The 26,267-nt window shown below is 41.1% G+C and carries 19 protein-coding genes; 7 read left to right on the forward strand and 12 right to left on the reverse strand.

What is annotated here, in order from left to right:
• Positions 1–227: 227 nt before the first annotated feature.
• On the reverse strand, positions 228–2,564 hold the full coding sequence (locus tag MSWHS_RS16520; RefSeq protein WP_231585493.1) for a fasciclin domain-containing protein: 2,337 nt from the start codon (positions 2,562–2,564) through the stop codon (positions 228–230).
• 603 nt (positions 2,565–3,167) lie between these two features.
• Positions 3,168–4,052 (reverse strand): hypothetical protein, encoded by an 885-nt coding sequence (locus MSWHS_RS16525; protein WP_048128371.1) that lies wholly within the window; start codon positions 4,050–4,052, stop codon positions 3,168–3,170.
• Between the two features lie 326 nt (positions 4,053–4,378).
• Here MSWHS_RS16525 and corA point away from each other — a divergent pair, with 326 nt between their 5' ends.
• The 3 genes from corA to MSWHS_RS16540 all read left to right on the forward strand — a co-directional run bounded on the left by corA (position 4,379) and on the right by MSWHS_RS16540 (position 7,424).
• Positions 4,379–5,449, forward strand: coding sequence for a magnesium/cobalt transporter CorA (corA, locus tag MSWHS_RS16530; protein ID WP_048159437.1), 1,071 nt, complete (start codon positions 4,379–4,381; stop codon positions 5,447–5,449).
• Between the two features lie 362 nt (positions 5,450–5,811).
• Entirely contained in the window at positions 5,812–6,555 is a 744-nt protein-coding gene (locus MSWHS_RS16535; protein WP_048128366.1) for a DUF432 domain-containing protein, read from the forward strand.
• Positions 6,552–7,424, forward strand: coding sequence for a mechanosensitive ion channel family protein (locus tag MSWHS_RS16540; RefSeq protein ID WP_231585494.1), 873 nt, complete (start codon positions 6,552–6,554; stop codon positions 7,422–7,424). Before MSWHS_RS16535 ends, MSWHS_RS16540 begins: the two co-directional genes overlap by 4 nt.
• Before the next feature lie 312 nt (positions 7,425–7,736).
• Here MSWHS_RS16540 and MSWHS_RS16545 read toward each other — a convergent pair whose 3' ends face one another.
• The 5 genes from MSWHS_RS16545 to MSWHS_RS16565 form a co-directional block, all read right to left on the reverse strand.
• The gene (locus MSWHS_RS16545; RefSeq protein ID WP_048128363.1) at positions 7,737–8,021 is read right to left on the reverse strand and encodes a MoaD/ThiS family protein; all 285 of its coding nucleotides are present in this window, start codon (positions 8,019–8,021) and stop codon (positions 7,737–7,739) included.
• A 69-nt stretch (positions 8,022–8,090) separates the two neighbouring features.
• Entirely contained in the window at positions 8,091–9,914 is a 1,824-nt protein-coding gene (locus tag MSWHS_RS16550) for an aldehyde ferredoxin oxidoreductase family protein (protein ID WP_048128361.1), read from the reverse strand.
• 298 nt (positions 9,915–10,212) lie between these two features.
• Positions 10,213–13,788, reverse strand: coding sequence for a PAS domain S-box protein (locus MSWHS_RS16555; RefSeq protein ID WP_052722761.1), 3,576 nt, complete (start codon positions 13,786–13,788; stop codon positions 10,213–10,215).
• 317 nt (positions 13,789–14,105) lie between these two features.
• Complete coding sequence (locus MSWHS_RS16560; RefSeq protein WP_048128358.1) at positions 14,106–14,903, reverse strand: UPF0280 family protein; 798 nt, start codon at positions 14,901–14,903, stop codon at positions 14,106–14,108.
• Positions 14,904–15,286: 383 nt separating this feature from the next.
• Positions 15,287–15,616 carry a MoaD family protein gene (locus tag MSWHS_RS16565; RefSeq protein WP_156151252.1) on the reverse strand — a complete coding sequence of 110 codons (330 nt, stop codon included), beginning with the start codon at positions 15,614–15,616 and terminating at the stop codon, positions 15,287–15,289.
• A 92-nt stretch (positions 15,617–15,708) separates the two neighbouring features.
• Here MSWHS_RS16565 and MSWHS_RS18660 point away from each other — a divergent pair, with 92 nt between their 5' ends.
• Positions 15,709–16,080 carry a DUF4143 domain-containing protein gene (locus tag MSWHS_RS18660; RefSeq protein WP_156148151.1) on the forward strand — a complete coding sequence of 124 codons (372 nt, stop codon included), beginning with the start codon at positions 15,709–15,711 and terminating at the stop codon, positions 16,078–16,080.
• Between the two features lie 391 nt (positions 16,081–16,471).
• On the opposite strand, the gene MSWHS_RS16575 is transcribed toward MSWHS_RS18660, so the two are convergent.
• On the reverse strand, positions 16,472–17,629 hold the full coding sequence (locus MSWHS_RS16575) for an LL-diaminopimelate aminotransferase (protein WP_048128347.1): 1,158 nt from the start codon (positions 17,627–17,629) through the stop codon (positions 16,472–16,474).
• Positions 17,630–18,479: 850 nt separating this feature from the next.
• Positions 18,480–18,893, reverse strand: a complete 414-nt coding sequence (tnpA, locus tag MSWHS_RS16580) for an IS200/IS605 family transposase (protein ID WP_156148175.1) — start codon at positions 18,891–18,893, stop codon at positions 18,480–18,482.
• Positions 18,894–18,921: 28 nt separating this feature from the next.
• On the opposite strand from tnpA, the gene tnpB reads away from it, so the two are divergent.
• On the forward strand, positions 18,922–20,034 hold the full coding sequence (gene tnpB, locus MSWHS_RS16585) for an IS200/IS605 family element RNA-guided endonuclease TnpB (protein WP_048159442.1): 1,113 nt from the start codon (positions 18,922–18,924) through the stop codon (positions 20,032–20,034).
• A 164-nt stretch (positions 20,035–20,198) separates the two neighbouring features.
• Here tnpB and MSWHS_RS16590 read toward each other — a convergent pair whose 3' ends face one another.
• The 3 genes from MSWHS_RS16590 to MSWHS_RS16600 form a co-directional block, all read right to left on the reverse strand.
• Positions 20,199–20,666, reverse strand: a complete 468-nt coding sequence (locus MSWHS_RS16590) for a DUF2124 family protein (RefSeq protein ID WP_048128342.1) — start codon at positions 20,664–20,666, stop codon at positions 20,199–20,201.
• A 208-nt stretch (positions 20,667–20,874) separates the two neighbouring features.
• A complete protein-coding gene (mch, locus tag MSWHS_RS16595; protein WP_048128340.1) occupies positions 20,875–21,840 on the reverse strand; it encodes a methenyltetrahydromethanopterin cyclohydrolase in 966 nt (321 codons plus the stop codon).
• Positions 21,841–22,122: 282 nt separating this feature from the next.
• Complete coding sequence (locus tag MSWHS_RS16600; protein WP_048159679.1) at positions 22,123–23,319, reverse strand: peptidase U32 family protein; 1,197 nt, start codon at positions 23,317–23,319, stop codon at positions 22,123–22,125.
• Between the two features lie 1,167 nt (positions 23,320–24,486).
• Here MSWHS_RS16600 and MSWHS_RS19715 point away from each other — a divergent pair.
• Together MSWHS_RS19715 and MSWHS_RS16610 are read left to right on the forward strand one after the other, a co-directional pair.
• Positions 24,487–25,689 (forward strand): acyltransferase family protein, encoded by a 1,203-nt coding sequence (locus MSWHS_RS19715; RefSeq protein WP_231585751.1) that lies wholly within the window; start codon positions 24,487–24,489, stop codon positions 25,687–25,689.
• A gap of 182 nt (positions 25,690–25,871) precedes the next feature.
• Positions 25,872–26,156 carry a ferritin family protein gene (locus MSWHS_RS16610; RefSeq protein WP_048128337.1) on the forward strand — a complete coding sequence of 95 codons (285 nt, stop codon included), beginning with the start codon at positions 25,872–25,874 and terminating at the stop codon, positions 26,154–26,156.
• Positions 26,157–26,267 lie beyond the last annotated feature (111 nt).

Raw genomic sequence — 26,267 nt, forward strand, 5'->3', positions numbered from 1 at the left:
AGTTCTCTAAAAGGGAATTGAAGCCTTTGGGATGGATTAAAAGTCAGTTGGACAAGGAAATATAATTAAAATAAGAAGTAAATTTAAGTAAAAAAGAGATTTAAGTAAAAAAGAAGTTTCCATAAATGGAAGCCTCCTTTTTTCTCTTATAAGGACGTTTTTTCGGCTTTTACTGGTCTCTCAGTGGTTTATTATGTTTCTTATACACTATCTTTCAGGTGACCTCCTCAGGCGTACAGATTTTCCTCTTTCACAAAAACCCAGTACCCCTCATAGGGTTTGACTTCAAATTCTTCCGTTCCAAGCTGGTTCTCACCTAATGTTCCGTTAAAGCCATTGTAACCTACATACTGGTAGTGGCCTGTAGTGTTGTTGCCCGACACCCAGGGGCCCACAATTTTTGTATACGAGCTGTCAATGGTCGTAAATGCAATTTCCGCAGAGATTGTCTCGTTTACAGGTGAACCCAGTGCGTTCCAGCCCGGATAGGTTTGCAGGCTCGGTGGAACAGTGACCTGCTTTTTCTCAACCGAAGCAAACTGTTCCGAAGCATTGAATTCGGTTCCGTTGGGAACATTGATCCAGTATCCTTTTAGAGGTTCAATGTTTGAGACATCTTCAAAGAGTCTGGTTGAGGCGTTGTAGTAAATCAGGGAGGTATAGTTTACATCCGAAAGCAGATAATCAACGCTCGTATTGTTGGCTTTGAAGGGAATCGAGAAGAAGTACCAGTTTCCTGCCTGATCTTCAGTCTGGTTTCCATCTGTCTGGTTTCCATCTGTCTGGTTTCCATCTGTCTGGTTTCCATCTGTCTGGTTTCCATCTGTCTGGTTTCCATCTGTCTGGTTTCCATCGGAAAGAAGTCCGCTGTCTGGAGGGATGAGCACTTTATCAATTATGCAGATAACCCCATTGTTTACAACAATTATCTGTGTAACAATTGCGTTTTGTATTGTGATATTCTCCCCTACCATTTTGATTTGAAGCGCATCGCCCTGAATGTTATTGACGGTATTCATACTGGCAAGTTGCTTGCGGACATACTTTCCACTCAATACGTGGTAAGAGAGAACATTCCTGAGCAGGGTGGTGTTGTTCATTAGCTTATTACGGGTTTCTACCGGCAGCTCATTGAAGGCTTCGTTACTCGGAATAAAAACAGTATAAGGTTCTGTTCCGTTCAGGGTCTCTGTCAGGTTTGCAGTTTCGGTTGCATTTACAAATGTGGCTAATCTCGTCTGGTTCTGGGCCGCCTCAATAATGGTATCTTTCGCCATCATTTCGGCGATTGTGATGTTAATCACATAGGTTGCATTCTCGATTAAGGCTTCTCCGCTTTTCCCTGTTGTGTACCAGAAGTTGAGTTTGTCCCCGTAACTTACCGGGTTTATACCGAAGTACTCTTTGGCCGGCTCTCCGTTGATGTAGACAAACCACATCTCTCCGGTAGTGTTATTATTCTCGACTCCTTCTATGCTCTTAAACACAAACGGCACATTGGTCATGTTAGTCACATTTCCGGTCATGTTCTGCGCTAAGGCTGCGTTAAAGTCGAGTCCTGTTGCATATAAAGCTCCGAAGTCTGTGAGATTGGCTATTGTATAATTCAGGGAAGCATTCCTGAACTTGACGTTTTCTTCAGTCAGGTTTACAGTGTCGTTATAGAGTACTGTCAGATTTTGTTCTGGCGCAGGTTCAGGCGGGATAAGGACTACATCTATAGCGTGTATCACTCCATTGCTGGCATTTACATCCTTCATTATAATCTGTGCGTCTCCTACAAACACTCCTTCCTCAGTGACATTGACAGGAATGTCACTACCCTGAAGGGTCTTAATGTTGGTTATGTTAACAACATCTTCTGCCATCAGCCTCTCGCTCGCAACGTGGTAGAGGAGAATTTTTGTCAACGTATCAGTGTCGTTAAGGAGAGATTCGATTGTGCCGTTTGGCAGGGCGTTAAAAGCCTCATCTGTCGGAGTAAAGACCGTGTAAGGACCTTCCCCTTTCAGAGTGTCAGTAAGGTTTGCAGCCCTAATTGCTGTCAGAAGAGTCGTAAAGTTTCCATCTTCTGTTGCGGTTTCGATAATATCCTTTTCTTCAGATGGGGCTTTTGGCGGGATCAGCACGGCATCAATGACATGTACAACCCCGTTGTCTGCTGTAAGGTTCGCCTGGAGAACCTCTGCCTCCCCTACAAATGTCCTTTCGTCTGTGACATTGACCGGCAGTTCGCTTCCCTGAAGGGTTGTAATATTGCTTACGTTGGCCAGGTTTTCGGCCATCAGGGTCCCGTTTGTGACGTGATAAAGGAGCATCTGTTCAAGTGCTGCAGGGTCTTTCATTAGAGCTTCAAGAGTGCTTTCCGATACATTCTTAAAAGCGTCGTCCTTCGGAACAAACACAGTATGCGGTTCGTCCCCGGCCAGGGTAGTATTGAGGCTGCTGTTATTGAAGTAACCTGAGATAATAGTAAAATTTCCATTTTCCCCTATCAGGTTCATTATGGTAGTTGTTCCGTCATCCTGTGCCGAACCGGTACAGGTAGCTGCACTTAATAACAAAAAAACAATTAAAACACAAGCTAAGCTGGTAAATCCTGATCTAATCTAAATTCCCCCAATTTTTTCCCTTCAGCAGACCCTAATTCTATTTTATTACTATTCTTATTAAATCTGAACCCCGTTTTTGTCTGGCTGAAGTTTTATTTCGTGTGAATTGGTATGACTTCTAATATTATATATCATACAAAGAGTATTTGTATTTTCTTATTAATATTATTTTATAATGATAGACTATATTTTTATAAAAATTCTTTTAAATCATATAATAAGAAAAGTCCTTTAATCCGCTATCTGAACATTCAGTTTTTTTACCTAATTTTTCCTGGAGAAAATCTTCTTTCCCATCCATATTGAGGTTTAAACCCCTATGTCTCTTTATTAGTCTTTTTCGAAAAATAGATACAACCTTTCTCTCAATAAAAAAATATTAATTGCAGGAAAAGTCAAAAATGGATATAATAATTATTATTTTTTATTTGTCTCTGAAAAATAGCCTTCCAAAGTTGAAAAAAAACCTGTATAATATAGGTTCAACACATATTTTATATATAAATTATTTATAAGCCAGGAACAATGCTTTAAATAAAAAATGAAAGGAAGCGATTACTTCCTTTCTTTTGCATACGCAACGATTGCATCTTTGACTCCGTATTTGAATGCAACCACAATTGCAATTCCCCATGCCAGCGGTCCGAAGAACAGGTAGAGAATACTGGTATCAATTAGCATTGTATTCAGGGCGACCAGAACCAGAATAAGAAGCAGGAAGCCTCTGAGGAGTGGGAGAATGATATCTGCCCCTTCTATTTCCATGCCTTTGACAGTACCTCTCAGGTAGTCCATTACTATGTCTATAGAAAGAATTCCTATTACCAGGATCAGGATAGCTATGATAACACGTGGCAAGTATTGAGTAATACTTATCAACAGAACAGTAATCATATTTAGCTTCAGGATATCAGACGCAGCCGTGAGGAAGATCAGATACCCAAATATCCTAACTATTCCAGCTACGATGTCTGAAACCGTCAGTCCCCCGGATCTAATTGAAGCTCCAAAAGTTGTCTTTTCAAGTTTTTCATCTATTCCGGTTGAAATAATCACTTTCTGGAGCAGGTCGCTAATAAAGTCCACAATCAGCAAACCTATAAGCAGGACAACGACAGCAGAGATCACAAGTGGGACGTAGAATATTACAAGATCAACGAAATTATTCACTACCCCAATGTTCAGAATATCCAGAATGATTAAGGCGAAGATAATATAAATGAACCAGCGGATTATTGCATCAAAAAAACCGACTGTACTCATCTGTCCTTTTTTTATCATTCCACCTATCACGGTTCTGTCAACCAGATCATCAAGTCCTATTTTGTCCAGTACTTTCGCACCGATCTTTCCAAGAAACTTTCCCAATATTATTCCTATAACAAGAAGAAGAATTATGGCTACCAATGTCGGAATAAACGCTATCAACTGATCAAACATACCGTATATACTATCCAAGAGTTCTATCTTAACCGTACTGATTACCCCCACATTTTTATTTTAAATTAATGATCTTTCCAATTTACCCTAATTTTGGAAAAATCTATTACATATTTAACGTATTATAATGTCGTATACATAATTATATTTATCTACAAACATTTAAAAGCTCTATTTCAAACTTAGTGCCAGCTCACACTGAAAATCATCCTATTTGCTTCAAAAGCTGAATAATCGTATTCGACAAAAAATCAGGCATAGAACTTAAATTGATGAAGTTTCCATTAACTTAAGCGGTTATTTTTATTCGAAAGTGAGGAAGAGCCTTGAGACTTACAAAGTTAGGGAAAAAACAATTGCAGGTCGGGCTTGCCCCTGGCACGCTTGTGTATGTGGGGGAAAAAAAGGCAGAGAGGATTGTGATCAGTCTCTGTGCCTATAACAGCGAGGAACTTATCGAAAAAGAACTGCAGACTGTGGGGGAATGCCTGACCTTTAAAGACAAGCCCGGAATGAATTTATGGGTAAATGTCGATGGGCTCGACCAGATTGAGGTTATAGAAAAGCTCGGAAGCTATTTTAATATCCACCCTCTTACTCTCGAAGATGTGCTAAACACGGGGCAACGCCCCAAAATGGAAGATTACGATTCATATATTTATACTGTGCTGAAAATGATACTTCTCGATGAAGAAAGAGAAGAAATAATTATGGACCAAGTAAGCATCATCCTCGGATCCAATTATATCCTCTCTTTTCAGGAGAGGGAAGGAGATGTTTTTGATCCTGTAAGGGATAGGTTAAAAAATCCCGCCTCACGCCTCCGAAAGAATGGGGTGGACCATCTTGCATACAGCCTGATTGATGCTATAGTTGATAACTATTTTTTGATTCTTGAGCACTTTGGGGAAGAGATTGAGGATCTTGAAGAAAAACTGATAGTGAATCCCACACCTGAAACTATGAGGATGATTCAGAAACACAAGAGAGATATGATCATCCTTCGTAGATCTGTCTGGCCCCTCAGGGAGTTGATAAACAGTCTTCAGAGAGCCGAGTCAGGACTCATAAAGGAAAGTACGCAGATTTACCTGAGAGATATTTATGACCATACCATTCAGGTTATTGACTCCATCGAAGCCTTCAGGGATATTCTCTCTTCAATGGTAGATGTTTACCTCTCGAGCTTAAGCAACAGAATGAACGACATTATGAAAATTCTTACTATTATAGCCACTATCTTCATTCCTTTAACCTTCGTAGCAGGAGTATACGGTATGAATTTTGACTACATGCCGGAACTCAGATGGCACTGGGGTTATCCTGTAGTCATGCTGGGTATGGCTTTAATAGGAATAAGCATGTTTCTTTATTTTAAAAAGAAAAGATGGGTCTAAAGCCCGAATTGCGCCTCGCCCGAATTGCGCTTTGGGATCGCAGGAAATTGGAGATTTTCTGGGTAAAGATAAATATTCTTTCGGTCCCGGAGATATTTCATTCAATATTATTGTTCTCAATTAGGTGTCGGTTTTTGGGTTACTTTTTATCTGGATGACGACTGGTTCAGGCACATTGTGCTGCAGGGAGAGAAAAACTGAAAAATCTCCTCTCGAATTTCGGAATAGATCGGGCAATTAATTGGAAACCATCTTTTTCTACAACCCTGTAATATTTATTCTAAGTAATTTTTTTATAATGGTTAGGATGTAATATAAAGAAATATAGAAATTAACTGAAATATGTTAACTGCTGGAATACTATGTACGGTTACTACGATCCCCCATTTTCAGTAAAACAGGAAGGAATCTCGATTTCGGTAGAAAAAACCGGGGACAGATGGATATACAGAAGGACCCTGGGAAAAGATGAAGTGGAAAAGTTCATCCTTGGAGATAGAAAGCGAATTATCATAAATCCGGTAGAACCCCTGAATACGCCAAAAGAAATTACTCCGAATCTGCTGATAGAGTTTGAAAAAACCCTGCTCCTTGCAGGTGGGGAGAAAAAACAGATTTTTCTGACTTTTCCAGTTGAAATCGGCGTTTTTATCTCGGAAAATGAAAATCGGAGTCTCCAGGTCCTGGACGTGTTCAGCCTGGTGAGGCAGAAATTTACCCTTTACGGAGAGGTCTCGAATGGGGTTGTTTGTAAGTACTGGAAAAGCCGGTTATACTCAATTTCACCTTTACTCAATCCCCTGCAGGAAGGAGTTATGGAGCTTACCCTCAGAAATACCTCCTCGGATTGGGCTTCAATCTCAAAAGCTGTTTTCAGTGCATACGGGATGAAACTGTACTATGATGGGGACGTTTTCATGAAAGCCCGTATGGATATCCTCAACCGGAACACGGCTGAAACAGGTTTCGAGATGCAGTCAATTAACGGGGACCTGAAAGGTGCTCTTGTGAACGACCGAAAAGTCAGGAAAGAGGCTTTTGGTGTTTACGGCTTCCGGAAGCTCGGCTTCGTACCTTTTAAATTTTATATGGAGTGGGGTTTTTGATTCTTCCTGATATTAAATTTCTTGATTATCCCCTATACTCTACCTCACAGGGTCCGGTTACCCCGGAGAATCTGATTAAGTTTATAATCATTCTTTCTTTTTCGATCATTCTTTCCAAAGTTCTCACAATTTACCTGCGCAGATCTCTCAAAGACCGGGTCAGTAAGGATGTGGGCGAACCTATCCTCAAACTCTTTTATTATGGCTCTCTTATTATCGTTTTCATTGCGATACTTCCTTTAATAGGGCTCGACCCCTCGGGGCTTTTGCTTGCAGGAGGGGTCGCAGGTATTGTCCTCGGTTTTGCAAGCCAGAACATTGTTGGAAATCTGGTATCGGGCTGTTTTCTCATGTTTGAAAGGCCCATAAAAATAGGGGATCAGGTAGAAATCAATGGGATAGCCGGCTATGTCACCGATATCCGCATAATCTCCACCCTTATCCGTACCTATGACGGGCTCCTTGTCCGCCTGCCCAATCAGCAGGTCTTTACCACAAACATCACAAACATTGTAGAACATCCGGTCAGAAGGTTTGAATACACAATTGGGATCCGCTATAGCGATGATGCCAATGCCGCAATCTGGCTTATCGAGGACCTTATAGATAAGGAGCCGTTTGCTCTCCTGAACCCCTCTCCCTCTGTTTTCGTAAGCGACCTTGGAGAAAGTTCGGTAAAAATAGTTGTCAGGATCTGGGCTCCTGTAAGTGAATGGTTCGGGCTGAAAACCAGACTTCTCTGGACCATAAAATGTACCCTCCAGGAAAACGGAATAGAGATTCCCTTCCCACAGCGGGTGCTTCATATAAATACTGATCCGAAAAAACAGCCTCAGGAAATTGAAAATCTGAATGATAAAAATATCTGAAGAAAATGAAAATATGTTGAATTTAGAAGAAAGAGTATTGAACTGAACCGGAGAATAAATTGAAGGGTTAAGGGATAAGGAATGCAGGCATTTAAATCGGGCAGGCATTTAAGAAAGCAGCCTTTTTAATGTAAAGGTTTTCGGATTCCTCTTTACCCTCTACCTTTCCATTCCTGTTTTCCCGGCATGAAAGTACTGGAAAGTACTGTGATTTGAAAAGGGCTTGCATTATTTGTGCCTTTTATATCCCCTAAAGCTAAAGACTTCGGGGTTTTACGCTTCCTCCTAGAAAAACGTTTCCGAATTCTTATTTTATCCCCCGGCAACCGGGGGGACCAGGACCATAATGTCCCCGTCTTTTAATTCGGTCTCGAGCTCTTCGAGAAAATCGGTGTTCCTCCCGTTAACCAGAAACCTCACTTTTGGAATCTCGCCGGCGGTTGTACCTGTTGTGGCTTCTTTGAACTCAGTCCCGTAACGGGCTTGAAGGGCCTGCAAGGCAACTCTAACGGTGTCGCCAGGACGGAGCTCAAGCTCGATTTCGGGAACTCCTATTATTTCACGGATAGTCGCAAGGAACTTTACGTGTACTTTCAAGCTTATCTCTCCGGAAAAAAGGATGAATTGATGCTAAATAACATAATAAAAAAAGTGAGGGGGAAGGACTCAGGCAATCCCAAGTTCCTTCAACTTTTCTGCAGTCGGCTTTCCGTCAACCCAGCCCCTGAGTCTGTAATATTCGTCGATCATTTCCGGGACATGGGATATCTGGCCTTTCGAGGGTCCTGACGGGATTGGCTCTTCCGTGAGACGTTTTGGAAGGATGTCTTCATTCCGGTCAATCCCATACATGTTGTTCATCAGCCTCTCGAGGTTTGTGACTCTCTCTCCGAGCTTCAGAAGCTTGTCGGCATCGAGGTCAAAGCCCGTAATCGCTGCCAACATCCCTGCATATTCGGGAAGGCCCAGGGCAAATGAAGTAAAGAGGCAGACAACCGATGAATTGATGGCTGAGGTCAAGTCCTGAAGGATGATGGTCCATTTCGGCTTGTCCTCAACGGCGTAGGGGTCAAGTTTCAGGGGAAGCCCCAGGATTTCGGGGGAGATCATGTAGCCGTAGACGTGGTCGCCACCCCGGTTTGCGGTTGCGTAATTCAGGCCTATCCCCTGGATTGGGCGGGGGTCGTAGGCGGGCAGTTCCAGGCCTTTGACAGCCATGGAGAGTTCTGGAGCCTCGTATTTCTCTGCAAGCTTTTTCGAGCCGAGAGCAAGGTCAGCTCCTATCCCTGCGCGATAGGCGGTTCTCCAGATAGCTTCAATCATCGAGTTTGGGTCCCCAAATCGTAGGTTCATGCCGTGCATTTTTTCTGGCGGGATTTTTCCTTTCTCCACGAGTTCCATGGCACAGGCGATGGTGCCTCCCATGGAGATGGTGTCAAGCCCCAGTTCGTCGCAGAGATGGTTGGCCTTAATAAGGGCATCAAGCTCCGTTATCCCACAGTCGGAACCAAAGGCAAAGAGGGTCTCATACTCCGGGCCTTCAGTATCCCGGACACTGTAGGGTCCTTCAGGCACGTCTGACTTCCTCCCGCAAACGATTGGACAGCCCCAGCAGCCCCCGCGGCCGGTCAGGTATTTTTTGACCAGGGTTTCTCCGCTCTGTTCGTCGGCATCCGGAAAATAGGCTTCCTGAAAGTTCCGGGTCGGGTAGGCTCCGCTTTCGTTGATGATGTTTACAAGGACCGCGGTCCCGTAGGTGTGAAGCCCTCCGTCGGGAGCCGTTACCGGGTTCTCCCTTATCTTTTTCATGGCTTCTACGACCCGCTCTTTCAGGAGCTCGGGGTTTGCAGGCTCGACTTTCTGGCTCCCGGAAACTACGACCGCTTTTAACTTTTTGCTCCCCATCACAGCCCCAAGCCCGGTCCTGCCTGCGGTCCGGTACTTGTCGTTCATGATGCCGGAAAAAGGGACAAGGTTTTCTCCTGCAGGTCCTATGCAGGCAACCGATGTCTTTTTGGGGTTTTTGCTCCTTTCGGTCAGTTCGTCCGTGACAGCATGGACTGTCATTCCCCAGAGTTCCGGGGCTGGCACAAGTTCGGCTTTTCCGTCCACGATGCTAAGGTAAACAGGTTCTTTTGAAATTCCCCGGACCACAACTGCGTCATATCCTGCAAATTTCAGGATGGGACCCCATTTCCCTCCGGAATTCCCGCTCCCTACGGTTCCTGTCTGCGGGGATTTGCTGCAGACAATATGGTAACGTCCGCTTGTCGGGACTTTTTCCCCGGTAGCCGGCCCGGTTGCAAACACAAGCAGGTTATCAGGGTCAAAGGGCTGCATGTCCGGTCTGAACTCATCGTATACAAGTTTTAGGCCGAGTCCCTTGCCTCCGAGGTACATCTTTGCCATTTCTTCGTCAAGCGGTAAGTCTTTAAGCTCGCCGCTGTCAAGGTCAACTTCCAGGATCTTTCCGGTATAGCCACCTAACATAGATAATCTCCTCCAGGGGTATATTTTCAATTTCCAAACAGGTCTATCTTCCGGTTTCCGGCAATATCCCCTTACTCTCCAGCTCAAGAACTAAATTCAAATGAGAACCTGCCGAATAAATGTCAGACCGCTAATTTTAACGTGATATGAATTTTGAATTTATATTTAATTATGCAGAAGTTCCTTAATAAAAGTATTTGTATAAAAAACATTATTGCAAAGATACCTTCTGTTTATTAATTTCCAGGTCTCACCATAATTGAAAGAAGTAGAAAGTGAATAAATGAGTATAAACCGGTTATACATTAATTCTTATCTTGAATTCAGTACCTGCATCCCTTTTTAACTTGATTTCGCCATCTAACTGATTTACCAGAATGTTTACAAGCTGCAGACCAAGTGTATCTGAATTTTCTAAATCAATTTTTTCGGGAATGCCAACTCCGTCATCTGAAACAATCAGAGTATAACCGGTAGCTTTTTCAGCAGGTTCTTCATCATTACTCAGCTCATTTCCTACTTTTTCTTCCTTAATTAATTTGATCTTAATTTCCCCCATGTTCCTGCCTGGAAATGCATGTTTCAAGGAATTAGAAATAAGTTCATTGACAATTATCCCTAAGGGAACTGCAGTGTCCATGTCAAAGAAAATGTTTTTTTCAAGATCCATGTCTAAGCTGATATCGACATCACCAAGGCTGTATGTTAGGAAAAGGTTCTCAACGAGCTTCTCCAGGTACGGTGAGAAATTCAGAGTGTCGGATCCTCCTCCTGAGTGCAGCTCTTCATGAATTAGGGCAATGGATATTACTCTGTCCTGGCTTTCCCTGAAGGCTTCCAGAACTTCTGAATCCTTAATATACTCTTTATTATTGAACTTCTCAGCCTGCAGGTCCAGCAGAGAGGAAATTACCTGCAGGTTATTCTTAATTCTGTGGTGGATTTCTTTTTTACGGGCAATCTCGGTGTTTTCCAGGGTTTTTTCAGCTTCTTTTCGTTTGGTGATGTCAGTAAGCATGCTTATCCAGCCCATAAACTTGCCATCCTTATCAAAAAGGAATTTAGAACTTATAAGCACCCATAAGGATGAACCATCCTTACGTATTAATTTATATTCATGGTTTTCATTGACATCCTGCCGCCTTTTTTCCACATTCAGTTTGACGATAGCTTTACTTTCTTCACTGAAAAAGTCCAATATAGGTCTGCCAATCCCTTCTTCCAGGGTGTATCCGAGCATGTCAATCATTTTTTTATTAGCATAAGTGACTATGGTATCGGCATCCATTACGCATATACCTTCGTTGGCTGTCTCCACGATGTTGCGGTACTTTTCCTCACTTTCTTTAAGTTTTTCTTCTGCTTTTTTGCTTTCGGTTACATCTCTGGAAATAACTGAGATAGTGGTCAGCTTTCCAGAGATGTCAAAAACCGGAAAAAGGTTTAATGAAACATCTATTACCTTCCCGTCTTTTCTTAACCTTGAAGTCTCATAATTGTAGATTTTTTCTCCCTTTTTGACCATTTCAGCTAATCTTTTTGTTTCTTCATCTAAATGAGATGGAGCCAGGATGGATACTGTCTTTCCAAGAATTTCTTTGGCTGAATAACCATAAACCTGCTCTGCTCCTTTGTTCCAGCCTGTAATAACACCGTCAAGTGATAGAGTTCCAATAGCATCATTTGACGATTCCACAATATCCGCTAAATTCTTAATTTTTTCTTCTGATTTTTTAAACTTAGTAATATCCTGAATTGTTCCCTTCACTCGAATTGGGGTATTTTTCTCATCAAAAATAACTTCGGTTTGTGAATGGACTGTGCGTTCTTCCCCATCATCTAAGATAATCCGATAATCAATGCCTTGGGACTCCCCACTTAACCCTTTCTTAATGATATTCAAATAGTCTCTTGAATTATTCACATATTCTCGATCGTCGGGGTGTACAAAATTTAAAAATTCATCGAAAGATGCACCTGATTCTTGAGGCTCGCGTCCAAAAATACGATACAGTTCTTCAGACCTGTATGTTTTATCAGTTGTAATATCCCAATCCCAATTTCCAATATGAGCCATTTTTTGAGCTTCAGCTAGCTCTTTTTCACTTTCTTTTAACGATTTATAAGCCTTTTCAAGCTGGGTTGTTCGTTCTTTTACTTTTTCTTCCAGGTTTTCATGTACTTTTTTTAGAGCTTCTTCTGCTTTTTTGCGCTCGGTGATATCTATGAATGCAGAAATTGATCCGCGCAGGTTTCCCTGCTCGTCATGCAAGGGTCTGGCATTGCCCAATATATGTCGTATTTCACCGTCAGAAGATGCAATATCTAGCTCACAGTTGTTTATCTCTATGCCTGTAGCCGACATCTGCGATGGCATATTTTCAGGCGGCAGCTCCACTCCATCCTTGAATAACTTAAACATCTCAGGCTGCTCTCCTTCAGGAGTGGACTTGGAAAAGTTTGTACCTACAGGAATCCGTAGCCATTCATATGAGAGGCGGTTACCGGTTATGTGAAGCGCCTCTGGATCGCATGCGAAAAATACCGCAACAGGCACGGCATCCAATACTACTGCCAGTTCCTCCGAGCGAGCACGCTCACGTTTTTCACTCTTCCGCAGCGCGTCCACCAGGACATCGCGTTCCGCCAGCGACCGGGCCAGCTTAATATTGCTGTAGCCTAGCTGTGAAAGCATGTTGGCAAGTTTCATGAAGAAGACCATGATTGTATTCACAGTCTCTCTGCTTAATCTTGGAACTTTTTCCAGCGCTGCTATGTATTTCTTCTCATTGAAGCCGTATTGTCTGGCCTGGGTCCGGAAAAGCTCATAGTCCAGAGGCTCGTCCTCAAAAAAGAACTGTCCTAAAAAGATATTGCCGATGTGCTGGTCTCCCACAATGATTGGGGTTGCTGTATCCCACATGTTGTTCTTGCACCTGTACAGCTTAAACTCTCCAGGGGCAACACCTACGGATAGCTTTGTGTCGCTTTCCACGCAGTGCTTGCAGGTTTCAGGGTGGATCCTGTGGAATTCGGTGCATATATCTTGCCATCCAACGCCTACCAGAATATTGCCTTTGAGATCGAGCAGGCCAACGGGAATCTGAGTAAGCTTATAGAACTCATCCATGAGAGACTTGATCGCCTGGGCATCAATAATATCAGCAAGCTCCAGGTTAGCCATCTTCCGGGAGGGCGAGAGAATGTTTCCCAATTTCAGCCTGACGCGCTGTTCACTCTGGCGCAGCGCCTCATCTGTCCGCTTTCTCTCGATTATATTTTGTCGGTTGGAACTTTTGATCTTCTCCCATTTTCTTTCCTTTTTAACTAGAGTGAATTGATGATTTGCGGCAATACCTATGGCTTCAGTTACACCGTGAACATCGAGAGAATAGGTGCACAGAGCTATCATACGGCAACTGCTAATAACCGAATCCATTTTTTTCTCATACTCTACAAAATTCTCCCAATCCTCTTTTTCCAGCAAGGAAGTGTTCCCTGCCAACCTCAGTCCTTCATAGCCCCTTTCCAGAGCATAATTGAGTTTTTCAACCCAATCATTTAAGATTCTATCTGAATTGAAAACCCCTTCTTTTACATACCAATGAGTGTAAGGAATAATTTCGATTTGCCCTTTCTCCAGATAAACATCAATATCAGAAATAACCTTTTTTAAAGCTTCTTTTGCCTCTCCCACATCCAGAGGCTGTGATGTTACCCACATACAAAATTCTTTATTTTCCAGTCCTGCTTTAAAATAGGGAACAAGTATATCAGTCAAATCCTCTTTTGTCTGGTAGAATTGGCAAAAGTGTGTCCCCCAGGGCACATTCCCAATGAAATCAATACCAGACTGCCTCAAATATTCATTCATTCTGTATCTTCCTCACTAGGAAATATAATCATGAAAGATAATATTCAATTGCATGTTAGTAATTGTCATTTTTGAGAGGAGGAAATTTTTCTGAAACCTGGCAAATTAAGCAGAATATACTCTTTGATTTATTGAAAAAAAATAGAATCTATCTGCTTGGAAATAAAAATAACTCATAATAAATAAAAATTGATAATATATTAATGTTTTTACCCTGGTGTTGAAAAATTCAAGCCAAAAGGCTATTTTTAATACAAGTCCTATGAAAATAAATCCTTTAGACATAAAAGCGTTTCTAAAAGGCTTCAGGTGAATATTCACGCTTTGGTGATGTATTCGTATCTGACATCTGCTCGTGTGATTTTCGGTACTTCTCCCCACATTCCTATGTATTCCCCCTGGATCACGAGTGCACCTTTAATTCCTGGAACCCCTTTTACTGCTTTAAAGGAAGACTCTACTGATTCCTTTCCTATCCCCACCTCGTTCCCGAGTGCAGTTGCAGCCGCATCCGCCAGGGAAATGTCATCCGAAAATACTGCAGCTGCATCCGCCATCCCAAAGCTGATTGAAGGTCCCACTGTCCCTGCCGAGGTACAGATACCTGTAATCGAGTCACGGGGCTCGAAAATTAATCCCAGGTTTTTAATCGGAGACTGCCCTGCATAGATCCCGACTACAACTGGCCGGTCGTTGATAAGTGCAATATCTCCACCATTATCGACAATAGCATATTTTGCTCCGGCTTTTACCATAGCTTCCACGGCAAGGGCAGAAATTGTGCCCGCAACCGCACTCATGGGCCCGATCTCCATAGTGTTTCCGGCTTTTACCATCCTCCGGACTGCTTCAGGGGCGTTTTTTGGACATTCGTAGGGTTCCAGGGTGAGCTGAAAATAAGGGTCAGAGAGGATGTAATTTTCAAGAGCTGCCCTGTGAACTCTGATGGCGTCTTTTGCGGCTTTGATGTGGACAGGGTCGTCAGCTGCAATCGTAACAATGGTTTCCCTTAGCTGGAAATACTCTTTGATGGCGGGCTTTACATGTCTTTTTTCAAGTCCTTTTTCTGGCTCATTCGCAGGCTCTTTTGCGGATTCTTTTGTGGGATCTGGCATGTTGCTCTGTAAGGAAGTTATGGCTTAAAAAATAAGTGTTTTTTTGGGTCTGATTTTTTTGGGTCTGGTTTTTTGGTTGTCTCCTGCGACATGGTTGATTTTTTGGAATTCAAGCCCCTGCACAGCTACTGAGTTCGTTTATAGTTTCGGTACGCGGGTGGGTTCAAGTGGAGAGCGGCGAGTGAAAAGAAAGAACGTGAGATCTCATTTGAGGTCATTTTTGTCCTGGGCAGGCAGTAAAGTAAAAAGAAAAAAGTAATAAATCAAAGTTGAACGGTCAGTTAGGTTTGCAAATTATTTGAAACAAAATGAGCCTGTAAGCGCATTTTGTTGGGTGCAAATACAGCCGATTTCCGGGTTTATGTGGCTATTAATCCGGAGGCTCATGGTAATGTCTCCTGTGAGGACAGAACCAGAACGTCTCCACTTTTCACGTCTGTTTCGAACCCGTCCAGATACCCTATGTCCCTTCCGTTCAGCATTATCCTTATTTTAGGGGTTTCGCTTTCGTCGCCGATGGTAACAGCATAGAAATCATGCCCGTAATTGTAGGCCAGAGCAAAAAGGACAGTGTGTACGGTATCCCCTTTCCCTATCTTAACTGAGATTTCCTGCTGCCCCGTAATCTCCTGCACGGATTCAAGAAACTTTACCAGAATTATCATTGTTGTGCTCTTCCTTTTTCGATAAAATGTAGGGAACTTTCCTGACAAGAATTTCCTAATTTTCCGATTTTCTAATATGGAATTTTTTTGAACCTGAAATTCTGATCTGTATCCTCTTAAAATTTGGATCTTATAGAATTATGCAGGGGCTCATAAATAAGAGTACTCAAGCTTTCATGATGAACTCGAACATCGGAAAACTCGAACATCGGAAAACTCGAACATCGGAAAACTCGAACATCGGAAAAGAATTAAGTCTCAATTCATTAAGGAAAACCCTGCAAGTTTCGAACCCGACTACAATAAAAGAATACCTGAATTATTTTGAAAACAGTTACCTCATGTTCACGATTCCCATGTATTCGGAATCGCTGAATAAACAAATATACTCAAACAAAAAAGTCTATTTTATAGATACAGGGCTTGCTCAAAACATATCATTCAGGTTCTCTGAAGACAGAGAAAAGATGCTTGAAAACCTTGTGTTCATACCTGAGAGGGAACCGAAGTAAAAGAAGCAATACAGGTAACAAAAAGCCTGGATAACCCAAAAACAAAGAACAGAGAAATAGAGGGTCTTCTCGAAGCACTGAAGGCATATGATCTTGAAGAGGGTCTTATCCTCAAAGAAAACACCAAAGACGAATTCGATATAGAGGGAAAGAAAATAATTGTCATACCAATCTGGAAATGGCTTCTGGAAGATGCCGTACAATGATCCCGGATTTGAAGTTATGAACAACCAAAAAAGCAGGTAAAAGGCCCTAGACTATTGATAATATTTGAATAAAATACATTCCTGAAACAAGTATACGAGAAAAGGAAGTGAGAAAAGGAGGTGGCAGATTTAAGAATTACGCCGCCTGACTTTTGATCCTTTTAACTGATTTGTTCTAATTCGGTTCAGAAATGCAGTTTCTTCATCCTTTCTACAGCTTCTTTTATCCTCTCGACCGGCTTGGTGAGGGCGAACCTGATGTAACCTTCGCCAGCGTCTCCGAAACCAACTCCGGGGGTTGCAACGATTCCGGCTTCTTCGAGGAGGAGTTTTGCAAAATTGATTGAGGTAAAGCCTTTTGGGACAGGAGCCCAGATATAGAAGGTAGCTTTTGGTGGTTTTACTTCAAGGCCCATGGCTTTGAGCCCTTCGATAAGAGCGTTGCGTCTTTCTTCGTAGACCAGGTTGGTATCATCAACGCAGGTCTGGGAAGAGGAAAGAGCTGCAATGCCTGCTATCTGGATCGCATCAAAAACGCCAGAGTCCACATTAGACTTAACCTTCCCGAGCCCCTTTATGAGAGCTTTGTTTCCGACTGCAAACCCGAGCCTCCAGCCGGTCATGTTATAGGTCTTGGAGTGAGAGTAAAGTTCTATTCCTATGTCCATTGCCCCTTTTGCTGCAAGGAAAGAAGGAGCCTCATACCCGTCATAGATCATCTGACAGTATGCATTGTCGTGCACTGCAACGATATCGTTTTTCTTGCAGAACTCAACGACCTTTTCAAAGAACGCCATGTCAGCAGTTGCCGAGGTGGGATTGTTCGGGTAGTTGAAGAAGAAGAGCTTTGCCTTTTTCAGGACATCTGCTGGAATCGAGTCCAGGTCAGGCAGGAAGTTGTTTTCAGCCTTTAGAGGCAGTGGATACGGCTCTCCGCCCGCAAAAAGAGTACCTATCTTATAAACTGGATACCCTGGCTCGGTATAGAGCACGACATCGCCTGGATTGACAAAGGCGAGTGGAATATGTGCAACCGCTTCCTTTGACCCAATGAGGGAAATTACCTCGGTTGAAGGGTCAAGCTCAATTCCCTTATATTTCTTACACCATTCAGCCGCAGCTTTCCGAAACTCCGGCATCCCCGCATAAGAAGGGTACTGGTGTGTCTTTGGGTCAAGAACAGCCTCGCGCAAAGCTTCCACAATGTGGGGGTGGGTCGGCAGATCAGGGTCTCCTACCCCGAGATCGATCACGTCCACTCCCTTTGCAATCATTTCGTCCTTAGCTTCATCGATCGCTGCAAAAAGATATGGTGGTAATGCGTTTATGCGGTCAGAATACATTGGAAAAGTCACCTGATTATGATTATGAGTGTGTAGGTCTGCATAGTTACGGTGTTGGGAATATTAAAAGGTATGGGATGGATATGATATTTCTTTATAATAAATTTATACTGTACGATTGCAGGTGTAGTTTACCTGTTAGCACCGGATGACAAAAGTAAAGCAGGATTTGATAAATACATGTGAACTACCCCTAAGCTAAAGACTTAGCGGCTTCTCACTTCATAGAAGACCATCGGCATCTCCATGAGCGTTAATTCGGGCTATACCATCCCTACTGAGTTCTGTCCATTCATCCGTTTAGGTTTAACATGACATCAGTTTCGGCTTTACATGAATATGAACTTGGTACAGTGGATTTATTCAAAACCTATCGAGCCAGATGGTAAACTCTTGGAAAAAGGTTGCTTGATTTTCACATACCTTAATCTAATATAATATTAGACGATGGTACATATGAAGGCAACGCATATCAAAAATAATGTTGAGGAAGTTGACGCTTATATCCCATGAAATTAAGATTTCATGGGTTTCACGCTTCTTCCTTTAAAAACTCTTTCAGGCTGGCCAGTGGGTAATGTTCTTTCCGGGTTGCAGACCCCCGGCTGACTTTTTGAGCTCTTTTCTCCAGGTCGCTCGTGACCATAACCCTATTTTTCTAGTGGTGTACTTAATCTCTTCAGAAAGGAAACCAGAAAAAGAACCTCTCAATCTTCAATTGAATCCAGATCCTTGAGTGAAAACATCAGAACCCTTTTCTCTGGCAAACTTCTTACCCTCTTATGAAAAAGTTTATATGAAGAAGCGTAAAACCCCTGAGTCTTTAGCTCAGGGGATATAAGCGTCAACTTCAACCCTGATTTCGTATGTAATATTCTGCCGCCTCTTTACTCACATTTCCGATAGTAGACGCAAAATAACCATCACTCCATAACGTATTCTCACCCCAATAATACTTTTTCAGATATTCTTTTTGAGTTTTCCATAACCTGTTAGTATATTCTTGTTTCAATTTTCTGACAATTGACAAAACGCTAACTTTCGGCTCACTCTTGATCAAGAAATGAATATGGTCTTTGTCAGTTTCCATTTCAAGGATTTCAAAGTTAGACTCTTTTGAAATGTCAATCCTAATCTGTTTGAGTTCTTCGCTAATTGGTTCAAGTATGACTTTTCGGTATTTGCAAACAAAAATAACATGATACATTAACAAAAATTTGCTATGATTCCGTGTTTCATACTTCGTATTTACCAAAATATATATATGTTGTTAAAGCATATTATGCCTTTGTATGATGCAAGCGTTCAAATTTAGACTCTATCCTACAACTACACAAGCTATTCAATTGAATCAGCATATAGGTAGCTGTAGATTTGTCTATAATTGGGCACTTGACCAGAAAATTAAAACTTATGAGCAGACAGGGGAATCAATTTCCAGATTTGACTTAAACAAATTAATTCCTACTCTAAAGGCTTCTAATGAGTGGTTAGGAGAAGTTAACTCTCAATCATTACAGGGGATGACTAAGCAGGTTGAATCCGCTTTCACTAGATTCTTTAGAGAGAAAACAGGGTTTCCAAAGTTCAAATCAAAAAAGAATCCGATACAGTCTTTCCCTGTACCTCAACACTACACTGTAAACTTTGAAAATAATACTATCAAGCTTCCTAAAATAGAACCAATTAAAGCAGTTCTTCACAGGAAGTTTGAAGGAGAGCCTAAAACGGCTACGGTATCAAGGACATGTAAAGGACATTACTACATCAGTATCCTTGTTGAAGATGGAAAAGAACTTCCAGTAAAGGAAGCTTTCACAGAATCAACAACAGTAGGAATTGATGTAGGTATCAAAGACTTTGCTGTCCTTTCAACAGGAGAAAAGGTTGAGAATCCAAAGTACTTGAAAAACTCTCTTAAAAGGCTCAAAGTATTACAGAAAAGAGTCTCAAGGAAACAGAAAGGCTCTAAGAACAGGGCAAAAGCTAAACGAAGACTTGCTGTACTCCATGACAAACTAACAAATCAGAGAAATGACTTCCAGAACAAACTCTCTTTTAGACTTGTTAGCGAAAACCAAGCTGTAGCTCTGGAAACTTTAAATGTTAAAGGCATGGTTAAGAATCATCACTTAGCACAGGCTATAAGTGATTCTGCGTGGAGTAGTTTTGTAACAAAGTTGGAATATAAGGCTCAATGGTTTGGAAAAACCGTCCTGAGAATAGGACAATTTGAACCCTCTTCTAAGCTATGTAGTGTGTGTGGATACCACAATAAAGAGCTTCAGCTAAAAGACAGAGAATGGATTTGTCCAGACTGTAAAACCAAACACGATAGAGTCATTAATGCCGCTATCAATATCAAAAAATTCGCTCTCATAGATCAGAATCTAATTGGATTATGACACCGTAGGGACTACGGGGATGAGCTTGGGGACTTGCCCTCAATAGAGGGAGGAATGAACCAAGAAGCCACTCAGTCTTTAGCTGAGTGGTAGTTCACTATTCCTAAGTAAACCGCTTTAAGCAGTATGATTATTTTTTTTCCTGCATATTACAGTTTCAAGTATCAGGTTTCAAGCACATCAACAGCCAGGTCGGCATTAATAATATAATCAAAGTTGATAACTTCGTCCCATTTTTGCTGTGTAAACATCGACTGGAAACAAACTCCTATAATTTTTCGTTTTTCCGACCCTTCAAGGACTTTGCTTGCAATTTCTCCAGCTTTTTCAGGGCTGACGCCGATCTTTGGCATTGCAAGCCCGCCAAGCAGGACAGCGACGTCAGCATGAGCATCTACAGGTTCTCCAAGCTGCATTCCCTCAGGAGCCATGGAGATCGACCTGGCTTTTTCAAAGTCCAGATTGGGAATAAAAATAAGTTTTCTGTCCCTGACCACAAAACCCAGAAGTTCGGCAAAAGGGGTGCAGAAACCAGGAGTCCCAACAAAAGTAATTTTTTCTGCTCCTTCGACAAGGCTCCTGAAACTGTTCAGGATTCCCCCTATTCCCTGAGATGTGTTTATTATTGGCATGAAAATCTTCTCCTAAATCTTCTTCTTATTGATCTTTTACTAAAAGCCTGCTTTTTGAACACTTTCTTTGCGGCATTATCTATTTCTATAATAAGATAGGGGACATTCCTTTAAATAAGTTAAGTTGAGAATCGGATGCATCTCAAGAAAAAAACAAAAAAGAGAAAAAACAAAAAAGAGAAAAAAGAGAAAAAGGGCAAATGCCCTTTCAAACGCGCTTGATTCCGAAGGATTCAAGCAGGATTTCGGGATAAAGCCCGCCGCTTGAAATGGTCTTTGTGCTCTTTAGGTCGTTTACGGTTACCCTTGCAGGTGCAAACATGCCTGCGTCAACCTTGAAAAAGTCAAAGTTTGCTGCCTTGAAGGTCTGGTAGAAGGGCTTTCCGAAATCCCCGGAGGTTGTTGAGGGGACTTTCTTTACAAAGTCTTCGAGTTCGGCCACTTCGCCTTCGAAGCGGACTGTATAGTTAGTCTCACCGCAGTAGATCACACAGTCATTGGTTGAGCCCATGCACTGGACATCGTTTCCGACAATAGGGGCAATAGGGGCAATTCCGTACCCGCTCTTGATGCAGTTGATATCAAAGCCTATGGATTCAAACTTGTGAATTCCGGTTTCTACAACACGGGCTGATATCTGGACAGAGCCTGCAATGGAAGCCGTAGGGGCAACGGCGATAGTGACGTTTTCCGGGTCTACGCTGCAGTGTTTTGCAATGTATTCGACTACTTTCTCATCAGGGAGTTTGTCTGATTCCAGGACAAGGATCGCAGCTTCGAAATCATCCTCGTACTCAATTTCTTCATAGAGTTCTTTGGGTTTTAAGCCGAGTGCACGTGCAGGGCCTGAACCCATTCCGAAGTAATCTCCTACGGAGATTCTCCAGCCTGCGTACTGGGAAGCCATGCAGGCAATTACCGGGTTGTCAGTTGCCACCTGGATGGCAGGCCATTTGATGCCGTTAAGATCAAAGGTGCTGTATTTAAGGTCAGCAAGGTCAGCAAGGCAGAGTCTTGCCAGGTACATACCGGCTTCATATCCACCTTCGGCTTTAACTCCACAGTCAATGATTGTGGCTCCGTTTTCGAGCTTGATTATTTCCGTTTTCAGGTCTTCACTCCAATCGAGCATCTCTTCGATGACGTATGATCCCATTTCGTTGACACTTATCAAAATATCACCTTTACTTATCGGTCAGAGAATTGTTTATCGAAATTGTTTATCGAAATTATTTATCGAAATTATTTATTGAAATTGTTTATCGAAATTGTTTACAGGTCAGGATTTGACTGAAAACCATATTATTGATCAGATGGCTGGAGACCAATCGAGTCAATTTACCCGGCTTGAAGTTTGTCCTGCCAGATGTAATCCGTATAAGGAAGAATCCAATATATAGATACTGTTATAATATTTTAATTAAATAATACTAATTTACTTAGGTAATACAATTAATCAGATTATAAATATTCGGTCGTTTTTTCTGACTGCCTTATCTACAGCAAGACCAACTTCATCCCCTTTTCCAGCCGTTTGCAGAAGCATGCCTTTTTTTATAAGAGAGCGAACCTGCTGCTTAAGATAGGTAGTGCTTCCTTCAATCAGGATATCATCTCCTATTGCAAGCCCTTCTTCAAGCAATCTTATTGCTGCAGCTTGCTGTTTGGGGTAATAATTCTCCACAACCCCTACGGCCCTTCGTTTCTTTTCCGAGGCGTTCATGCCCTTTTCAGGAGAGAAACTTTCCATACCCGGAACTCCGAAATAAAATCCAGTAGAAAAGCCCCTGTTATACACCGAAGCCAGTTCGGACTGCCATGCCTCTACTTTTTCAAGGGTATAGCTCCCTTCTTTACAGGCATCAATTGCTTCTCTGTAGCATCGGGAGACCACTTCCAGATATCTCGGGTCACGCAGCCTGCCCTCTACCTTAAATGCATCTATCCCAGCTTCAATAAGTTCCGGCACATGCCCAATCATGCATAAATCTTTTGCACTGAGAAGGTATTTTCCCCTGCTTTCCACAACAAGCCCATTTTCCCCGTGAAGCTCCCATTCCCAGCGGCAGGGCTGTGTGCATTCCCCGCAGTTTCCGGATTTTCCCAGGACATATGCCGAAAGGTGGCACCTTCCTGAAACTGCCATACACATCGCCCCGTGAACAAAAGCTTCGATTTCTACCTCAGTCTGCTGTTTGATTTGCCGGATCTCATTTAAGGAAAGTTCTCTTGAAAAAACGATACGTTCCGCTCCAAGGCTCCTGTAAAACTCTGCAGTTTCGTGGTTCGTAACGTTTGCCTGGGTGGAGATATGGATCCTGAGCCCGGCTTTACGTGCTTTAAGGATAACAGCCGGGTCCCAGGCGATAACTGCATCTACTCCGGCTTTTACAGCTGCAGCTACTACTGCTTCTACGTCATCAAGCCTGGTTTCATTTACGGTCGAGTTTACAGCCAGATAAGCCTTTAATCCCCGTGCTCTGATCTCAGAAACAAAATCCTCCAGAGTTTCAAGAGTGATCTCTTTTGCTTTAGCCCTCAAGCTGAGCCTGTCCGTTGAAAAATAAACGGCATCAGCATACCTGAAACATGCCTCCAGTCCGGCAAGGTTTCTGACGCCAAGGATAAGTTCCGGTTCTGAACTGTTATGCATGAGAGATGGAAATGACTCAACTTTCATTTAAGAATATCCTTGCTGTTTTCATCAGTCTCACAAATAATAACAAGAAATGCAAACTTTTTTCATTCAGGAATAAGGGAATAGGGAATAAGGTTAACAGAAAACTATATATAAAAGTACTTCAGTCTTCAAAATGGGGATTAATGTAAATTTAAGGGAAAAGAATTTAACGTATTGATAAAAAAATAACTTTATACTGTAGAGATATCTATCATGGGGGTACATAATATGGAATACGAATTAGAAGACATAGAACTCAAAGAAGTAAAACTCGAAGAAGTAGAAAGAGATTACATAGAATTTAGAAGGGAAATGGGAGAAGAGTAATAGAAAACTAATAATAAAAGTGAATTAAAACATGAATGATAGTGCATATCAAAACTCAATCAATATTTTTTAAAATTCAATCAATATTTTTTACTATTTTTTATTTTTAACGAAAAAATTATTTTTTAACTATCTAATTGCTTTTTAATTGATCTATCCAATTAAAAGGATTTTTTCAGGTTTAGTTTAAAACCTGAGTATTTTCTTGAATATTTTTATTCTATAAAACCTGAAAATCAAGAGCTTTGCTTTTTTAGCTAATATATAAAAATATATAGAGAGGTTATTATTTTAATGTTAGTTTATAGGAAGGTCGAACAGGCTCCTAACGTATATATATATTCTCACTTTTATTTGTATGTTAATATTTTTATTTATATATTTTTATTTTTATTTATATGTTACTATTTTTATTTATATACTAATACCCATATTTATATATTAATACATATATTTATATATTGTGTATATTCTGTTATCTATATTTTGAAATGGTTGTGTAGAAACAATGAAGCTTTAATTTAACTACATTTCTCTTCTGGTGGACTTAAAATAGTTAACATTATAATTAAAGAAATTACATCAAGGAATAATAATGGCTTTAGATTTTTATGAATAAAGTAATATTTAATAATTACTATATATTTAAGTTCGATTTTTATGCTAAAAAGAAAGCTTGAAACAGTTAACTAATTCAATTAGCTTAAATTAATTTATAAAATAAACTTCCGGGTCTGTTAAAATAAGTGTAGGGAAATATATATGAACAAAAAAATAATTGCATTTGACTTCTTAAGAGCCCTGGCTATAGTTATGATTATTCCAGCTCACCTTAGTAATTATTTATTTTCTATATATGGAAAGTTAGCACTCTATGCCTTTGATCCTTACTTTGCAAACATGGGTTTGGGTCTTTTTATATTTATGAGCGGATATCTGTTATATTACAATAACCACTCGATAAAATCACTTCAAAACGTATTTGATTTCTATAGAAAAAGACTTCTGAGAATCTATCCCCTTTACTGGGCTGCACTCGCCACATTTGTACTGGTATTTTACGTATTTGCCCCTCGGTTAAATTCGGGCTTTGTTTTTCCCGATTCGGAGAATGTGTTTGGTTTATCCAATGTACTTGTACATGTCCTGGGGCTGCAAATCCTGCTTGCTCCGACTTATGCTTCTCCTATGCTAACGTTATATTTTGTGGGTTTAATTATTTGTTTCTATGCCATTTATCCCCTTCTGATTATGTTTTCAAAGTCTACAAAACTTCTTTTGCTTTCTTCTTTCATTATATATCTCGGATTATTTTCAATCTCAAAAACGTTCAATATTATTGACCACCGTTTTTTCATGTTTTTCCTTATATTCGTTTTTGGAATCCTTACTTGCAAGGAAAGCCAGTTTGGAAAAGCCGTAAAGTTATCCGTAAAATCCCCCCTTACCCATATCCTGCTGGCGGTTCTTCCGGTCATTTTCGTATTGACAATCGTTACGGGATTGAGGGAGTCTATGTTTCTGGACCCAAGGGTTTCCGTAACCATTGATACCGGCAGCGGCACAATAGGTTCCTCCATGATAAGATCTATGCTGGACAGTATGGCAGGTTTACTGAGTATTAACCCTCCTTTATTACAGTTCTTCATTGACACGCTTTTTCTTAATATTTTTACAATTTTGTTCTGTGTTTTTGAGTATTCGTTTGCGATGAAGTTTATCAATGACAAACTCTCACGCTCTTTAAGCTCAGTTTTTACATACATCGCTACATCTTCGTATTGCGTTTATTTATTCCACAGACCGTTTTTTACCCTGTGGAACTCGGGAACAAACTTTATAAATTCTCCAATTTTACGCGATGTTATTATGGTGTTTATATCTATTCCCCTGTTATTTTTTGTTTCATACCATGTTCAAACAATGGAACAAAACTTGAAGAGCAGTATCTCCCACAGAAAATTCCCTGGAAAAAACCTGTCTTTCACAGGATTTTTTACAGGTTTTAATAAATGAGAAATGAGAATGAGAAATGAGAACGAGAATTCAGAAGCTTGTCGGCATTGAGGATGGGAAAAGACAGGGTAATAAAAGAAGAGGATAACAAGGAACAGAATTCATAAGATGAAAGGATTTCATTTGTGTGATGAAAACACTTATAATTGGACAAGCATGATATATTTATAAAGGTGAGTAATTTGTTATCCACATTACCAATAGACCTTAAGAACGTAGCAGAAGAAGATATAGATAAAGAAATCCTCAGAGCAGGAATTATTGCCGAGCTGGATACCGTAAACCTTTACGAACAGATGGCAACCCTAACAAAAAATAATGACATAAAAACAATTCTCCTGGACATTGCAAAAGAAGAAAAAACGCATATAGGAGAGTTTCAGACCCTCCTCCTAAGGTTTGACCCCCAGCAAAAAGAAGAACTGGAAGCCGGAGCTGAAGAGGTAGAAGAAGAGTTATCCAAATAAATTAAATTGGTTTTTGGCTTTCCAGAAAGCTTCTGGAAAATCCAACTTTTAAATGTTTTAGTAATCTGACCTTTTTTACATCCGGTACTTCAGGGTTCAGCAAAATAAATC

This window comes from Methanosarcina sp. WWM596, from assembly GCF_000969965.1.
GTDB lineage: Archaea > Halobacteriota > Methanosarcinia > Methanosarcinales > Methanosarcinaceae > Methanosarcina.

Bases quoted from the DNA above. Each gene is read 5' to 3' on its own strand.
- MSWHS_RS16525 (WP_048128371.1), bottom strand. From the start codon at position 4,052: ATGTTTGATCAGTTGATAGCGTTTATTCCGACATTGGTAGCCATAATT.
- MSWHS_RS16535 (WP_048128366.1), top strand. From the start codon at position 5,812: ATGTACGGTTACTACGATCCCCCATTTTCAGTAAAACAGGAAGGAATC.
- MSWHS_RS16550 (WP_048128361.1), bottom strand. From the start codon at position 9,914: ATGTTAGGTGGCTATACCGGAAAGATCCTGGAAGTTGACCTTGACAGC.
- MSWHS_RS16555 (WP_052722761.1), bottom strand. From the start codon at position 13,788: ATGAATGAATATTTGAGGCAGTCTGGTATTGATTTCATTGGGAATGTG.
- MSWHS_RS16560 (WP_048128358.1), bottom strand. From the start codon at position 14,903: ATGCCAGATCCCACAAAAGAATCCGCAAAAGAGCCTGCGAATGAGCCA.
- MSWHS_RS18660 (WP_156148151.1), top strand. From the start codon at position 15,709: ATGCAGGGGCTCATAAATAAGAGTACTCAAGCTTTCATGATGAACTCG.
- MSWHS_RS16575 (WP_048128347.1), bottom strand. From the start codon at position 17,629: ATGTATTCTGACCGCATAAACGCATTACCACCATATCTTTTTGCAGCG.
- tnpB (WP_048159442.1), top strand. From the start codon at position 18,922: ATGATGCAAGCGTTCAAATTTAGACTCTATCCTACAACTACACAAGCT.
- MSWHS_RS16590 (WP_048128342.1), bottom strand. From the start codon at position 20,666: ATGCCAATAATAAACACATCTCAGGGAATAGGGGGAATCCTGAACAGT.
- MSWHS_RS16600 (WP_048159679.1), bottom strand. From the start codon at position 23,319: ATGCATAACAGTTCAGAACCGGAACTTATCCTTGGCGTCAGAAACCTT.
- MSWHS_RS19715 (WP_231585751.1), top strand. From the start codon at position 24,487: ATGATTATTCCAGCTCACCTTAGTAATTATTTATTTTCTATATATGGA.